The organism is Sulfurimonas iocasae, assembly GCF_047716755.1.
Taxonomy (GTDB): Bacteria; Campylobacterota; Campylobacteria; order Campylobacterales; family Sulfurimonadaceae; genus Sulfurimonas.
The window spans coordinates 1,065,279-1,080,778 of sequence record NZ_CP180409.1 but is presented as its reverse complement, the minus strand read 5'-3'; the positions used below and the strand labels follow the sequence as shown (position 1 = coordinate 1,080,778).

Genomic DNA, 15,500 nt, shown 5'->3' with positions numbered 1-15,500 from the left:
GTTGAGCAGAACTGTTTTAGCCATAGATATTGGCTCTACTAAGATATGTGCTATCATCGCTGAAATTGCTGATGATGGATCAGTAGCTATAACAGGCGCAGGAACTTCAAAAGCGCAAGGTTTAAAAAAAGGAAGTATAACTAACATAGAGTTAGCTTCTAAGTCGATAAAAACAGCTTTAAATGATGCAAAAAGAGTATCCGGTAGTGATGTAAGAACTGCTGTGGTATCAATATCTGGAGCTTATACAAAAAGTTTAAACTCAAATGGTATAGTAAATATTCAAAATAAAGAAATTAGCTTTAAAGAGATTGAGCGTGTTATGCACACATCTCTATACAATGCTAATATTCCAAATGAGTATGATGTTCTACATGCTCTTCCTTTTAACTTCAAAGTAGATGATCAAGACTTTATAGAAGACCCTCTTGGAATGAATGCTTCAAGACTTGAAGTTGAAACTCATATCATAACTACTCAAAAATCAAATCTTAACAACCTTAAAAAAGCTGTTCGTGGAGCTGGTGTAGAAGTAGAAAACATTGTGTTAAATGGGTATGCATCTTCTATAGCAACTCTAAACCAAGATGAAAAAGAATTAGGTGTTGCAGTCATAGATATGGGTGGTAACACTAGCAATATTACTATTCACTCTGGTAACTCTATTAGATACAACGACTTTTTAGGTGTTGGTTCAAACCATGTGACAAGTGACCTTTCAATGGCACTTCATACCCCACTAAATATTGCTGATAGCGTAAAGCTAAGTTATGGATCACTACTAACACCAAGCAATGAGCTTATAGAACTTCCAATAATTGGAGATGAGAACACAACTCATGAAGTATCTCTTGAAGTGGTTCACAATGTAATCTTTGCAAGGGTTGAAGAGACACTTATGATACTTGCTCAGTTTATTGAAAACAGCGGGCTTAAAGATCAATTGGGTGCAGGAATAGTTTTGACTGGTGGTTTTTCTAAAATGGAAGGCATCAGAGATTTAGCAGTAGCAACTTTTGGTTCTGTACCTGTTCGTCTCGCTAAGCCTATTGAGATGGATGGTCTTTTTGACAACCTAAGAAGTGCTGAATTCTCAAGTGCTATAGGTTTAGTTATGTATAGTGCCAAATACTATACTCCTTATGAGATAGATGTAAACAAAAGAGTACGTCATTCAAATGAAGCGCCTGTTGCAGAGAGTAACGTCAACTTTTCAAATGAGCCTGAAATACCTATTGCTCCAGCTAATGAAGAAGAAAAATTGGAAACTATGGTTACTTTACCATCTAAAAAAGAGAAAAAAAGCGATGAAGCTGGAGCTTTTAGCAAATTTTGGAACTGGGCTACCCAGCTATTTTAAAGGAGTGAGAGATGGAACCATTTAATATTGAAGAAGCAAGCAACTTAAACGGAGCAAGAATTATTGCAGTTGGCGTTGGTGGCGGTGGTGGTAATATGATTGGTCATATGATTAAAGAAGGTGTTACTGGCATCGAAATGATTATGGTCAACACAGATGCTCAGGTTCTTTATGAAGCAGAGAGTGCTTCAAAGATTCAAATCGGTACTAAGCTTACTAAAGGTCTTGGTGCAGGTATGAAACCGGCAATCGGTAAAGACTCCGCGCTAGAGAATTATGATGAGATTAGATCTGCTCTTCAAGGTGCTGACATTGTATTTATCTCCGCTGGTCTTGGCGGTGGTACAGGAACCGGTGCTGCTCCTGTGGTTGCTCAAATTGCAAAAGAAGTTGGTGCCTTAACTATATCTATCGTTACCAAACCTTTTGCATTTGAAGGTAAAAAGCGTCTTAAACTTGCAGAAGCCGGACTTGAAGAGCTAAAAAAAGAGAGTGATTCTATAGTAGTTATTCCTAATGACAAACTTCTTTCTATAATTGATAGAAGACTTGGTCTAAAAGAAAGTTTCAAAATAGTAGATAGTGTTCTAGCTCAGGCTGTTAGTGGAACATCAGGTGTTATCCTTTCAAGTGGAGAAAATGACATTAATCTGGATTTTGCCGATTTACAAACAGTAATGAGTCATAAGGGCATGGCACTTATGGGTGTTGGTGAGTATGAAGGTGAAAATGCTGCTTATGAAGCTATCAAAGCAGCAATAGAATCTCCTCTTCTTGATAATATGACAATCAATGGTGCTATGGGTGTCTTAGTACACTTTAAAATGCACCCGGATTTCCCATTAATGGAAATCTCAGATGCTATGAATGTTGTACATGAGAGTGCACACGAAGATGCAGAAGTTATCTTTGGTACTTCAACAGATGATACAATAGAGCCAAATTATATCAAAATCACTATTGTTGCAACTGGTTTTGAAAAAGAAATTAATAGTGGTACAAACAATGAAGATTTTGTAAATGAAACTCCAGCTCCAAAAGCAATTCTACGCCCAAAACTAGTAGTTGGTGGTGATTTTGACGACAACTATTTAGATATTCCATCTTATATGAGACAACAGCAAGACTAATAAACCTCTTTAAGGTTTTTTAGTCTCTTATATTGATTGACATCAAACTAGAACATTGTTTAGTTGTGTATAATTCATTAAAAAAGAGTCTAATTTATGAACAAAATATTTCTAATCTTAATTTCACTATCTATAGCTTTAGTTGCTTCCGACATTCCTACAAGAACTGGAACTTTCCCACAAAAAGAGATGAAGGCTCAAAATAAAGAAATAGCAAGATTAGTTGCAAAAGAGATTTCAAGTACACTCCCACAAACTATAGATAAACTCACAACATTAGCATCTGTTAAAAATAAAGATACAACACTTATCTATACATTTGAAATTAACACTGGTGCAAAAAGCGATGAAGCAATAAAAAAAGAAGACAGAACAAGAATGAAACAAGCTGTAACAGCAGGCATTTGTCAATCATCTAAAAAGTTTCTTGAAGCGGGTATCGACACTTCATATGTCTATGTCAATGCAAAGACTAAAGTTCGTCTGTTTCAATTTGACATTACGCAAAAAGATTGTATTTCAAATCTGAACTAGGATTTTTAATTGTCATTAAAAAACATAATAGAATCTTTAGATTTTTTCAAAACTCTAAAGACTCAAGATGTTGAACTTTTAGCTTCCATTTCTTCACTTCAATCATACAATAATGAATACATACTTTATTACGAAAAACAAGAGAGTAATAACTTACTATTTTTAGTTAGTGGATTAGCAAAAACTTATAAGATTGACAAACATTCTAATGAAATATTTCTATATTATATATATAACAAATCTCTAATATCAGAGATTACAAACATAAATAATGAAACTTTAACATCATTTTCCAATGTTGCACTTGTTGAAGACTCTCAGGTACTTAGCATAGATTATAAAGAATTTAAAAAGCACTTTTTACAAAAAAACCTACTCTGCATAGAGCTTGTTAATCAAATCAGTTTAAGATCTCAAAAAATTGAATCTTTGATAAATAGAGAGTTTATTTTTGACTCAGTGGAAAAAGTAGCAATGATGTTAGACTCCGATTTGAGTATGTTTAACAAGCTGAAACGACATGATATTTCTCTAATTTTACATATTCAACCTGCAACTCTATCTCGTGTATTAAATAGACTTAAACGCAATAGAATTATTGATATAATACAAGGTAAAGTTACAATACTCGATACAATAGCGCTAAAGGAGATAGGAAATGACTAAGATAAAAGTAGTGGGTGTATTAGTTTTTATTTTATCTATTGCTTTAGCATTTCTATCTAGCTATATATCTAATGAAAATAAAAACAATAATCATATTTTGGATAATATAAATTCTCAAAAGGATTTTACGCAAGAAATATCTAAAAACATTTTTTATATATACAAAAATCAAAATACTTCTACTAAACAATTAGATGACTCTATTCGAAAATTTATTGATAACTTGAACAATAAAGATAAAGTATTAAATAAGATTAATTCAGTTGCTATTAAAAATAAAAATGATGAAATAGTTCTTTTATGGAACAAATTTTATCTTCATGTTCAAAACTTTAGAGATACAAGAAAAGTTATGACAGCGTATTCAAGTATTTTACTTGAACAAGTTGTAAATGATATCTACAACACAAATATAAAACTGGTAGTAGAATTTAATGAACTCACTAAAATGCATAACCAATACTTTCAAGAAAAAATAGATAATGAAAAAAACCTACAGTACTTACTATTTATTACTTTAGTACTGCTTCTTATATATTTATTTTCCCAGCTAAAAAATGTAATTACTTTTATGCAAAAATTTATTCAGACTTCAAAAAACATTATTACAAATTCAAGTATCAAAGAGTTAGAACCAATTAATGTAAATCAAAATAACAATGAACTATTACAAGCAAGTAATAATTTTAATTTCCTTGTAGAAAAAATCAATAGTTCCATAGAGCACTCAACTAATTCTATAGAACATTCTTACAATTCACTAGAACATGTAGAACGCAATATAGAAGATCTCTTAGAACTATTGTCTGTTATGGATGAAGATGAAAGTATAGACAAAGAATTAACTAAAAAAGAGGATGCTTTGATACAATCTTTAGAAGAGTTAACATCATCTGCACTTAAACTTGAAAATCTAAAATCAGATTTAGATAACCTCGTATCAAACTATAATCTTAAACGTAACTAAATTTTAAAATTAATCTCATATTTTGACCTTAGTCAAATTATTGACCTCCTAAATATAATAATATTTTGAATCATTTGAGTATATTTCATATATTTAAAAGAAGATTAAGGAGAAGAAAATGACTAAGCATTTCAACAAGCTTACTTCACTTATTGTAGGTACTACACTAGTCGCATCAGTTGCGTCTGCTGCGGGTGGTGAACTACAAAAAGTAATGAAGGCAAGAGGATTAAGCGAAATAGATGTTATTCGTGCAGCAAAAACTTACAACCCAAGTGGTGTAAAAGATGAATTTGTTGTATTTAGTTCTGCAGGACAAGCCGGACAAGTAATTGTTTACGGTGTTCCTTCTATGAGAATCTTAAAATATATCGGTGTATTTACACCTGAACCTTGGCAGGGTTATGGCTTTGATGAAGAGTCAAAAAAAGTTTTAAGACAAGGTAATATTAGAGGAAGAGAGATTAATTGGGGAGATACTCACCACCCTGCTCTTTCAGAAATAGACGGAAAATATGATGGTAAATGGTTAGCTATAAATGATAAAGCTAATCCACGTATTGCGATTATAGATTTAGCTGACTTTGAAACAAAACAAATTGTTTCTAACAAAGTATTTAAATCTGCTCACGGTGGTTCTTTCTTTACACAAAACTCTGAGTATATTATAGATGCTGCACAATATGCTGCTCCCCTTGATAATAACTATCATCCAATTGAAGATTATAAAGAGTCATATCGTGGTGGTGTGACTATGTGGAAATTCGACAATAAAAAGGGTAAAATTAATGAAAAAGCATCTTTTACTATAGAGATGCCTCCATATATGCAAGATTTAAGTGATGCTGGTAAAGGTGTTTCTCACGGTTGGGGATTTACTAACTCATTTAACACTGAAATGTACACAGGTGGAATCGAAGTTGGTATGCCACCAAATGAAGCAGGTATGTCAAGAAACGACACTGACTTTTTACACGTATATAACTGGGAAAAATTAGCTAAATTAGCTGAAGATAAGAAAAATGTGAAAGTTATTAATGGTCATAGAGTTATTCCTATTGATATAGCTGTTAAAAATAATGCACTATTCTTAATTCCTGAGCCTAAATCACCTCACGGTGTTGATGTTTCTCCTGATGGTGAATATATCATAGTTTGTGGTAAGCTAGATACCCATGCTTCTGTTTTTAAATGGAGTAAGATTCAAAAACTTATCAAAGCTAAAAAATACGTTGGCAAAGACCCTTATGGTATTCCTATCTTAGATATGAAAGAATCATTACACGGTCAAGCTGAACTAGGTCTTGGGCCATTACACAATCAATACGGTAAAAACTGGAAAGATGGTGAGATTTATACTTCACTTTATGTTGATTCACAGATTGTTAAATGGAACTATAAAACTTTAAAAGTTTTAGACAAAGAGAATGTTCACTACAATGTTGGACACCTTTGTGGTATGGAAGGTAAATCTGCTGATCCTCAAGGAAAATATATCATTTCACTGAATAAATTAGCGATTGATAGATTCCAGAATGTTGGTCCACTTCACCCACAGAATCACCAACTAATTGATATTAGTGGTAAAACAATGGACTTGCTTGTTGACATGCCTTTACCTTTAGGTGAACCTCACCAAGCAGTTGCAATTCGTGCTTCTAAGCTTCATGGTCACGTAAGATATCCAATGGGTACAAACTCAAGAACGGACTCTATTCATGAAGGTAAAACTTTAGCTGGTCAAGAGAGAATCGAAAGAAATGGTAATAAAGTAAAAATATATGCAACTGTAGTTCGCTCACATATTAACCCTGAAAGAATCACGGTAAATAAAGGTGATGAAGTTACAATGTACTTAACAAACTTAGAGCGTGCTCAAGATGAGGCTCACGGTTTCACAATAGATAACTTTAACGTTCATGCTTCTTTAGAACCAGGTAAAACAGCAAGTATTAAATTTATTGCTGATATCGAAGGAGTTTTCCCATACTATTGTACAGAGTTTTGTTCTGCACTTCACTTAGAGATGATGGGTTACTTGATGGTTAAAGATCCGAACAAAAAATATGTTTCGGCTCAAAAACTAAAAATGAAAACTATGAGTAAAGCTGATTTAACTGCTGAATACAAAAAAACTGTTGCTGTAAATGATGCTACAGATGCTGTAATTCAATCAGTTGTTGCGTTCTTAAAAGAGAACAAATTTGGAGATCACAAAGTTGTTGCTGCTCTTGTAACTGATGCGTTTGATCAATATGGTCAAATTCCTGCTCAGAAAAAGAAAGCTGATGAAGCCTTAAAAAAAGGTGATCTTGAAAAAGCTATTTTATTTGAGAACATGATTTGGCAACTAATGGTTAAAACTGCAGACGTTGGAATTAGAGCAAAAGATACACTAGTATCATTAATCGCTACTAAAAAATCTGATGCAGCGCAAGCTGGTGAAACAGCATTTGGAGAAGGTGGATGTGGCGGTTGTCACGTAATCGGTAAAGTATCTTCAGGTCCAGACCTTACAGGTGTACTTCAAAGACATGAGAACCCTGAAAAATGGGTTAAAGACTTCATTATGGATCCAGAAAAAATGTATCACGATCCATATGTGGCAAGTATGGTTGATTACTTTAAACTTAAAATGCCTAATCAACATATGAGTGAAAAAGAAACTGAAGACATTATCGAGTATCTTAAATGGATAGACGAGAATGCTAACTTATTCTAGAAAATAGATAAAGTTTATAAAGGAGGGGTTCCCCTCCTTTTCCCCATCCTAAATAATATTAACAGACATTTTATTCTACTGAATATTGTCACTTTTCTTGTAAAAATGCCCATATCATAATTTAAACTTATTTTACTTGACATATATCAATTTTCTTATTATAATTCCTTTAGTTTTATTATAGTTATTTAATATAATAAAGTTTATATATATTTATATTTCTCTATTTATTGACTTGCATCTAGTTTTGTATAATATATTTTAGATATAATAAATCTATATATTAACTATAATTATATGTTTAATTAATCTATAGTTATTATCACAACAAGGAAAACACATGCATCCAAGTATAAAAAAAGCAAGAATCTTTGCTCTTTTAGCTTTACTTATCTTAACTTTTTCATTCACTTTTCCAATGATTGCGTTTAACGGTGTACTAACACAGATAGACAATCAAGAGAGTGATAAAATATCTTCATTTAGTTCTAAAGTTTGGAACTTTTACAACAAAGGAAGATACAAAAGTGTATCTACACCAAAAGAAGCACATAACAACTTAGATCAAATGATTGAATCTGCATCTGAGATTGGTGTAGCTTCACTACCGATTTGGGCTGTTTCGCTTGAGGCACCAAACTATCCAAAAGAAGCGTTTCCTCTAGGAATTCCTGTATATTTTCACTTTGATGGATTCAGTGGAGAAATTCATGAGATGAATACTATTAATCACTATGTTGGAATGGACCCTATGTGGGTTGGTGGTACTTTTGAGAGAGAAATTGGTATTTATGCACTACTTTTGCTATCTCTTGGTATGATATACTTTATTGCTTATAACAATAGAATTCTAAACTATATAATGCTTGTTCCCGCTTCTCTACCATTACTGTTTATAGCGGATTACTCTTACTGGCTCTATTGGTTTGGACATAACCTTCATGACTGGGGAGCATTTAAGATTAAACCTTTCATGCCAACAGTATTTGGAGATGGAAAGATAGCGCAGTTTATTACACATTCATACCCGACCATCGGTTTTTATATGATTGTAGCTATCGGTCTACTTAGTCTGCTTGCATTTTTTGCAAAAGAAAAAGCATTAAAAGAGATGCAGTCATAAATTGAGAATTAAGGCTTTACATGTTTAGAATTTTCTTCATTTTTTCTCTTTTTTTATATAGCCAACTTAGTGCAGTTAATATATTGCAAGATGCAATAGACAATGCACCAGAAGGCTCTATTTTAAAACTACCTGCTGGTGTTTATAAGGGAAGTATAACAATTACTAAACCCATTACAATAATAGGTAAAGAAGATGGTGTAGTTATTGATGGAGAAGGCTCTGGAACTGTAATACATATAAAAAGCTCATTTGTAACTATTAAAAATTTAAAAATCATAGGAAGTGGCGAGAGACACGATAAAATCGACTCAGCTATTACTATGGTTGAGAGTAAAAACTGTGAAATTAGTAACTGTATTATAGAAGATTGTCTATTTGGTATAGATTTACAGATGGTAAGTAACTCGATTATCTCAAATAACACAATCACTTCAAAAGATTTAGATTTAGGTATGCGTGGTGATGGACTAAGACTTTGGTACTCAAATGACAATATAGTTAAAAAAAACACTCTTTACAAATCAAGAGATATGGTTATATGGTACTCACACGGTAATCTTATTGAAGAAAACCATGGTGAAAGATGCAGATACTCTTTGCATTTCATGTATGCTGGGAAAAATATAGTTAAAAACAACTCATATAAGTTCAACTCTGTAGGAATCTTTTTTATGTATTCAAAAGATACTATAGCGATTGGAAATACAATTCAAAGCTCTTTAGGTGCTACTGGAATGGGAATAGGTCTTAAAGATGTATCAAACTTTACTGTAAAAGACAATACTATAATTTATTGTGCTCAGGGTTTATATATAGACAGGTCACCATTTGAACCAGATACAAAAAACTGGTTGTCAGGAAACAAGATACTTTATAATGCTGAAGCTATTCATTTTCATTCACTAAGCGAGAATAATGTTCTTAAAAACAATACAATTATGGGAAATATAGAAGACATTATAAATGATAGTAGAGGTGCCAAAACTAATGAAAATGAAATAGAAGGAAACTACTGGGACAACTATACAGGCTTTGACAGAGATGGTGATAATATAGGTGATACTCCCCATAGAGTTTATCAATATGCAGACCAGCTTTGGGTTTACAATCCTAATGTTAAGTTTTTCTATGGTTCACCGGTAATTTCACTTTTAAACTTTTTAGCAAAACTTGCTCCATTTACAAAACCACTTTTTTTACTTGAAGATGAGAAACCTAAAGTTAGGATTAAAGGATAAACATGGCAAAAGTACAAACAGATAGAAGAGAGTTTGTTAAATATTCCACACTTGGGATATTAGGTCTTGCGCTTGGTGGAGGGATAATATTTAGCCCTTACACTCTTAGAGCAGAAAATAGATTAAGACCTCCAGGAGCTGTGGATGAGAAAAAATTTCTTGCTCTATGTATTAAGTGTGGACAATGTCTTCAAGTATGTCCATATCACTCGATAAAACTATCAGATATGGTAAAAGGTCATGGTCTTGGAACTCCGTACATAGATGCTAACGTGAGAGGTTGTTATGCCTGTGAAGCTGTACCTTGTGTCTTGGCATGTCCTAGCGGTGCCCTAGATCACCATTGTGAAAAAGCTGAAGATATACATATGGGCATAGCAGTTTTAGAATTTCCTGATACATGTATAGCTATGACTAATACGCCTGTGCCTGCTGGTTACAACGATAAAATGCATAAGTTTATAAACTCTACTAATAATGTAACAGAGTATGAAGAGAAAGTACTTGAAAAGTTTGATAAATTTGAAGGTGAGCAGTGTACTCTTTGTGCAGATATGTGTCCTATCCCAAACCCTATGAGTGCAATTGCCATGGTTAGAGATAGTAATGGGGGTAAACGTCCTGAAATTTATGATGGATGTATTGGCTGTGGAGCTTGTCAAGAAGTATGTCCAACAAAAGTACCATCAATAGTAGTTAAACCAAGAGTTACTTATGAAGAATATTACGCAAATAAAAACTAGGAGATATGTATGAGAACATATAAAATTCAATGTTTAGTATATACATTAAGCTTATTGCTTATTGCAGGTGTAACTGGATGTAGTGATAACAAAGAAGAAAAACAAGTAAAAAAAGAGACTTCAACAAAAACAGATGAGGCCTTAAAAATTGAAGTTGTTCAAAATAAAGATGCTCATGCCATCAAAGTAAAAGTAAAAGAGAATGATAAATCTCAAAGTAAGTCTTATTATTATGATTATAATATAAAAAGTGCTTATGATGAAAACTCTAGACCTGCAAATGTAGATGCATCTGTTCGAGTAAAACCCAGAACAAACATTGACGCAAATATGAATGTTAGAAGTCCTTATGATAAAGTACAGGTTTCTATGCTTGTAAAAAAACTCTCTAAAGAGTTCATAGTGAAGTGTTCTGCATGTCATAATGACTATGCCAATGGAGTTATAGGTCCATCACTTCTAGGTAAAGACTATGAATATATATACAACAAAATTATAAGTTTTAAAACTGGTAAAAAATCAAATCCATTGATGAACGACTTGGTAAAAATGATGGATGACGCAAAAATTAAAAAATTAGCCCACGAAATATATGAGTTTAATAAAGAGATAAACGAAATGAGGAACAAATAGTGAAGAATATAATAGTAGGTGCTTTAACACTTTTTATAATTGGACTAATGGTTTTTACAGCGATGGATGACCCTGTTTATCATGGTGGTGAACATTCTAAAGTTATTAAAGACTTCGGTACAGGTGACGGCAAAAACCAAAATATGACAGCTTCTACAGCTCCTCAAGAAAAATCTGACAGAGAAAAAGAAAATGAAGAACTTAATGCTCTTAGAGATAAAGCTGGAAATGCTGGAGCGTTTAAAGTAAGTAATGAGTATAAGAGTAAATGTTCATCTTGTCATGGCACTAACGGTTCAGGCTTTCAAAACGGTAAAGCTATGATGGGGCCGAAAATATTTGGTCAGAGTGAAGAACAACTATATAAAAGTTTAGCTGACTTTAAAGCTGGTAGAAGAGAGAACATGATTATGAAGGGTCTTCTAATCAAGCTAAATGATGAAGATCTCAGAAGACTTGCAAAAGAAATTGGAGAATTTCCACAAAGAGCTAAAGAACGAGAGTAAGAAGAATAGTAAATTAAATGGAGTATTTAAATGGATAAGTATAACAATAGAGAAACCATAAAGAAATCAACTTTTTTCTCTACATTTTTTGATACTACAAAAGATGGCAAAAAGATTTTTAGCTATAGAATGAAAAGATGGATACTGATTATTTCCATCCACCTTTTTTTCTTCTTGTCATTTTTTATTGATTTGCAGTTGCTTGAAGGTACACTCAGTGGTTCAAGATTTTTAGGTTTTCACATGATAGACTTATATACAACTATGCAGCTGTTTTTAGCAACTCATGAACTTCCTATCAATATGATAATAGGTATAACAACTATCTTGATTGTTTACCTGCTTGTTGGTGGTAGAAGTTACTGTGCGTGGGTTTGCCCCTATGGAATTCTAAGTGAAATTGGTGAAAAACTACATAACACTTTAGTAAATAAAAAAATCATAAAAGAGCGAAAGTTTGACCATAGAGTTAGACATATATTTTGGGCAATATTTTTAATTTTATCTGCAACTAGTGGTTACTTGGTTTTTGAGACATTTAATGTTGTAGGAATTCTAAGTAGAATGATAACGTATGGATGGTCTCTAGCATTTCTTTGGGTAGTAGTTGTATTTGCCATAGAGGTTTTTTACTCTCGTCGTGCTTGGTGTACTTATATATGTCCTATTGGAACTACTTATGGTTACATCGGAAAAGTATCTGCACTTAGAATTGAGTGGAATGATAGCTGCGATCACTGTATGGTTTGTAGTGATGTATGTTTTGAAAATCAAGTTTTAGAGATTACAAAAGCAAAATACGACAAACAAAGAGAAGAAAAAGGTATTACAAGAGAGTATATTACTGGAGCTGACTGTACACTCTGCGGCAGATGTATAGATGTTTGTCACACAGATGCTCTTAACTTTGACTTTAGATTAAAAAGCTTGGTGTAGATAATGATAAAAATAAATAACTTAACTAAAAAATTTGGTGCGCATGTTTCTCTAGACAATATTAGCTGTGAGTTTAGAAAAAATGAAGCTATCGCCCTTATGGGTGCAAACGGTGCTGGTAAAACTACTCTTATTCGCGCTATACTTGGTTACTACCATCCAGATGCAGGAGACGTTTCTATAAATGGTCTTGAGCCTATCAAGCAGAGAGTAGAAGTTTTAAAAGAGATAAGTTTTGTTCCTCAACTACCTCCTCCGATTAAGCTTAATATTGAAGAGCTTATTCATTATATTTGCATCAGTGCAGATGTAGATAAAGAGAAGATTATGCACTACGCAAACGAGATGAAACTTGATATAAAATCAAACATGAAAAAATCATTTTTTAAACTCAGTGGGGGGATGAAGCAGAAGCTTCTTATCGCAATTTCTTTAGCAAAAAAGAGTAATATCATCATTTATGATGAACCTACTGCAAATCTTGACCCTAAAGCCAGAGATGATTTTTACAGACTATTAAAGCAAAATGAAGAGGAAAAAGTTCTTCTTTTTGTAACACACAGACTTGAAGAGATTAAAGATCTTGTAAACAGACAAATATATATGGATTTGGGAAAAGTGGTTTCCGATGATAAAATTTAATCTACTTCTTATTGTAACACTTACTTTTTTCACGGCTTGTAACTCTTCACAGAGTTCATCAACTGAAGCATTAAAAAGTGAAACTAAAGTATGTCCTAAATGTCATATGCAAGTAGAAAAACTAAACTTGTATAGTGCAAGTTTAGTTAAAAATGGTACCATATATTACTTTGATGACATAGGCTGTATGATTTTATGGAGCCATGAAAACAACATAGATATAACAAAAGCTAAAGTCTTCTCTAGAGACACTGCTCACTACATAGATGCACAAAGTGCAAGTTATAGGATAGGTGAAAAAACACCTATGTCATATGGATTTAGCGCCTATGAAAATGGTATCCAAAACCATATAGACTTCGATGAAGTATATACGAAGATGTTAAGAGGTGAGCATATGGCTAACCCGAAAATTAGAAAACAGATACTAGGATATTAATGAAAAATTTATATTTAATCGCATATTTGGACTTAAAAGAGTCTCTTAGAGCTAAATGGTTTGTTGTTTACTCTCTTGTCTTTGGAGGTTTGATTGCTCTGTTTTTTATAGCAGGCGTAACGGAGTCTCAGGTTATGGGCTTTAGTGGTCTTAGTAGACTGCTCCTAATGTACATACAAATTACGATTGTAATCTTGCCTATATTTATACTTATAACGACGGTTAGGTCAATCTCTGGAGACAGAGATAACCATATTTTAGAATATATGCTCTCGTTTCCAATATCATTAAAGCAATATTATTGGGGTAAGATTATAGGGCGTTTTATCACTGTATACCTTCCCGTTCTTTTTGCAATGGTTATTGCCATTGTTTATGGAGCATTTAAAGGAGCAGATATTCCTTGGAGCATCTTCTTCTTATATACAGGGCTTCTGTTTGCGATGAGTAGTGCCTTTTTAGGTATAGCATTTTTTATCTCTTCATTTGTAAAGTCTTCTGAAGTTGCTCTTGGCATAGCATTTTTTGTGTGGATATTTTTACTTGCATTTATAGATATAGCACTTATCTCACTTATGATGCAAAATAGATTTAACGAAGAACTCATTATCTTCATTGCTATGGCAAATCCTATGGAGATTTTTAGAGTTGCAGCCATATCATTATTTGACCCAGAACTTACTGTCATGGGTCCGGTTGCATTTTATATACTTGACTCTATGAGTCAAACAGTTTTTGTACTTGTATCTATAGGTTACCCTCTACTTGTAGGTTTGCTTTTTGCATTTATGGGTTACAAGATTTTTGAGAAAAAAGATTTAGTTTAAAAAAGGAAAGGTTATCATGATTAAAATAGTTTTAGTAGCAGTATTAATGTCGAGTTTTTTGTTCTCGTACGAGATGGATTACACAAAAGACACAGAGGGTTTAGTTAGACATTTAAAAGTACACAAAGATCCAAATTGGGTAGCAAAGATAGAGTTGACAAATGGCAAAAAAATCTTTTTTTCAAGTCCTAAATCAATGATTGAGTTTTATCAGCAACCTGGAAAATGGTTTGATGTCGGCGTTAAGAGCGAAAATGATTTTAAAGATATTATTGTAACTGATTTTGAAACATTAAAACCTATAAATGCTAAGGGTGCTTTTTATGTTTACGGGAGTAATATGACATCTCCTGCAGGAGATGATTTACCGGCATTTGCAACTTATGAAGCAGCAGAAACTTATTCTAAAGCACATAATGGCAAAAGAATAATGAGCTTAAAAGAAATCCCAGAAGCTCTTATAAATCTTTTAAATGGAAGGATATAACGTGTCTAGACCAACACCACTTAATGAAGAAATTCAATTGGACCCTAAGAGATATATTGTAAGTGAAACAGACGAAACTGGAAAAATCACTTTTTGTAATGACTACTTTGTAGAAGTTTGTGGTTACTCAAAAGATGAACTAATAGGAAAACCCCATAGCATAATAAGACATCCTGATATGCCAAAAATTGTTTTTAAACTTCTATGGGAGACTATATCTCAAGGTAAAAATATTAATGCTGTAGTTAAAAACTTAGCAAAAGATGGCAGATACTACTGGATATTTACTGAATTTGAGTCAAGAAGAGATGCCGATACAGGTAAAATCATAGGTTATACCGCTTCAAGAAAAGCTATCTCTAAACATGTAATAGAAGTTATCGCTAAACTTTATGCAGAACTTCTGAAAATAGAAAAAAGTGAGGGTGTAGAAGCTTCTCAAGAAGCTCTAATTAACTTTTTAAAATCAAAAGGTAAAGAGATTGAATTTTCAAATATCATGGAAGAGATTCATAGATTTTACTAAAAAAGAAGCTTAAAAGAG

At 32.8% G+C, this 15,500-nt stretch carries 17 protein-coding genes; all 17 read left to right on the top strand.

The features are described from left to right. Position 1: 1 nt before the first annotated feature. The 17 genes from ftsA to ACLHDE_RS05385 all read left to right on the top strand — a co-directional run bounded on the left by ftsA (position 2) and on the right by ACLHDE_RS05385 (position 15,482). The gene (gene ftsA / locus ACLHDE_RS05465) at positions 2-1,360 is read left to right on the top strand and encodes a cell division protein FtsA (RefSeq protein WP_415398196.1); all 1,359 of its coding nucleotides are present in this window, start codon (positions 2-4) and stop codon (positions 1,358-1,360) included. A gap of 11 nt (positions 1,361-1,371) precedes the next feature. Then, the gene (ftsZ, locus tag ACLHDE_RS05460; protein WP_415398195.1) at positions 1,372-2,490 is read left to right on the top strand and encodes a cell division protein FtsZ; all 1,119 of its coding nucleotides are present in this window, start codon (positions 1,372-1,374) and stop codon (positions 2,488-2,490) included. A 96-nt stretch (positions 2,491-2,586) separates the two neighbouring features. Beyond that, a complete protein-coding gene (locus ACLHDE_RS05455) occupies positions 2,587-3,024 on the top strand; it encodes a hypothetical protein (protein ID WP_415398194.1) in 438 nt (145 codons plus the stop codon). 9 nt (positions 3,025-3,033) lie between these two features. Further along, on the top strand, positions 3,034-3,690 hold the full coding sequence (locus tag ACLHDE_RS05450; protein WP_415398193.1) for a Crp/Fnr family transcriptional regulator: 657 nt from the start codon (positions 3,034-3,036) through the stop codon (positions 3,688-3,690). Next, complete coding sequence (locus tag ACLHDE_RS05445; RefSeq protein WP_415398192.1) at positions 3,683-4,657, top strand: hypothetical protein; 975 nt, start codon at positions 3,683-3,685, stop codon at positions 4,655-4,657. Before ACLHDE_RS05450 ends, ACLHDE_RS05445 begins: the two co-directional genes overlap by 8 nt. A gap of 118 nt (positions 4,658-4,775) precedes the next feature. Then, on the top strand, positions 4,776-7,379 hold the full coding sequence (gene nosZ / locus ACLHDE_RS05440) for a Sec-dependent nitrous-oxide reductase (protein WP_415398191.1): 2,604 nt from the start codon (positions 4,776-4,778) through the stop codon (positions 7,377-7,379). Positions 7,380-7,719: 340 nt separating this feature from the next. After that, positions 7,720-8,502, top strand: coding sequence for a cytochrome C (locus ACLHDE_RS05435; protein WP_415398190.1), 783 nt, complete (start codon positions 7,720-7,722; stop codon positions 8,500-8,502). Between the two features lie 20 nt (positions 8,503-8,522). Then, the gene (locus ACLHDE_RS05430) at positions 8,523-9,743 is read left to right on the top strand and encodes a nitrous oxide reductase family maturation protein NosD (RefSeq protein ID WP_415398189.1); all 1,221 of its coding nucleotides are present in this window, start codon (positions 8,523-8,525) and stop codon (positions 9,741-9,743) included. A 2-nt stretch (positions 9,744-9,745) separates the two neighbouring features. After that, complete coding sequence (locus tag ACLHDE_RS05425; RefSeq protein ID WP_415398188.1) at positions 9,746-10,486, top strand: 4Fe-4S dicluster domain-containing protein; 741 nt, start codon at positions 9,746-9,748, stop codon at positions 10,484-10,486. Between the two features lie 9 nt (positions 10,487-10,495). Beyond that, a complete protein-coding gene (locus tag ACLHDE_RS05420; RefSeq protein WP_415398187.1) occupies positions 10,496-11,119 on the top strand; it encodes a c-type cytochrome in 624 nt (207 codons plus the stop codon). Beyond that, a complete protein-coding gene (locus ACLHDE_RS05415) occupies positions 11,119-11,625 on the top strand; it encodes a c-type cytochrome (protein ID WP_415398186.1) in 507 nt (168 codons plus the stop codon). The genes ACLHDE_RS05420 and ACLHDE_RS05415 overlap by 1 nt, the downstream gene beginning before the upstream one ends. Before the next feature lie 30 nt (positions 11,626-11,655). After that, positions 11,656-12,561 (top strand): NapH/MauN family ferredoxin-type protein, encoded by a 906-nt coding sequence (locus ACLHDE_RS05410; protein ID WP_415398185.1) that lies wholly within the window; start codon positions 11,656-11,658, stop codon positions 12,559-12,561. Positions 12,562-12,564: 3 nt separating this feature from the next. Continuing rightward, complete coding sequence (locus tag ACLHDE_RS05405; RefSeq protein ID WP_415398184.1) at positions 12,565-13,203, top strand: ABC transporter ATP-binding protein; 639 nt, start codon at positions 12,565-12,567, stop codon at positions 13,201-13,203. Next, positions 13,190-13,642, top strand: a complete 453-nt coding sequence (locus ACLHDE_RS05400) for a hypothetical protein (RefSeq protein ID WP_415398183.1) — start codon at positions 13,190-13,192, stop codon at positions 13,640-13,642. Before ACLHDE_RS05405 ends, ACLHDE_RS05400 begins: the two co-directional genes overlap by 14 nt. After that, on the top strand, positions 13,642-14,469 hold the full coding sequence (locus ACLHDE_RS05395; RefSeq protein WP_415398182.1) for an ABC transporter permease: 828 nt from the start codon (positions 13,642-13,644) through the stop codon (positions 14,467-14,469). The genes ACLHDE_RS05400 and ACLHDE_RS05395 overlap by 1 nt, the downstream gene beginning before the upstream one ends. Before the next feature lie 16 nt (positions 14,470-14,485). Then, positions 14,486-14,956, top strand: a complete 471-nt coding sequence (locus ACLHDE_RS05390; protein WP_415398181.1) for a nitrous oxide reductase accessory protein NosL — start codon at positions 14,486-14,488, stop codon at positions 14,954-14,956. A gap of 1 nt (position 14,957) precedes the next feature. After that, entirely contained in the window at positions 14,958-15,482 is a 525-nt protein-coding gene (locus ACLHDE_RS05385; protein ID WP_415398180.1) for a PAS domain-containing protein, read from the top strand. Positions 15,483-15,500: the final 18 nt, after the last annotated feature.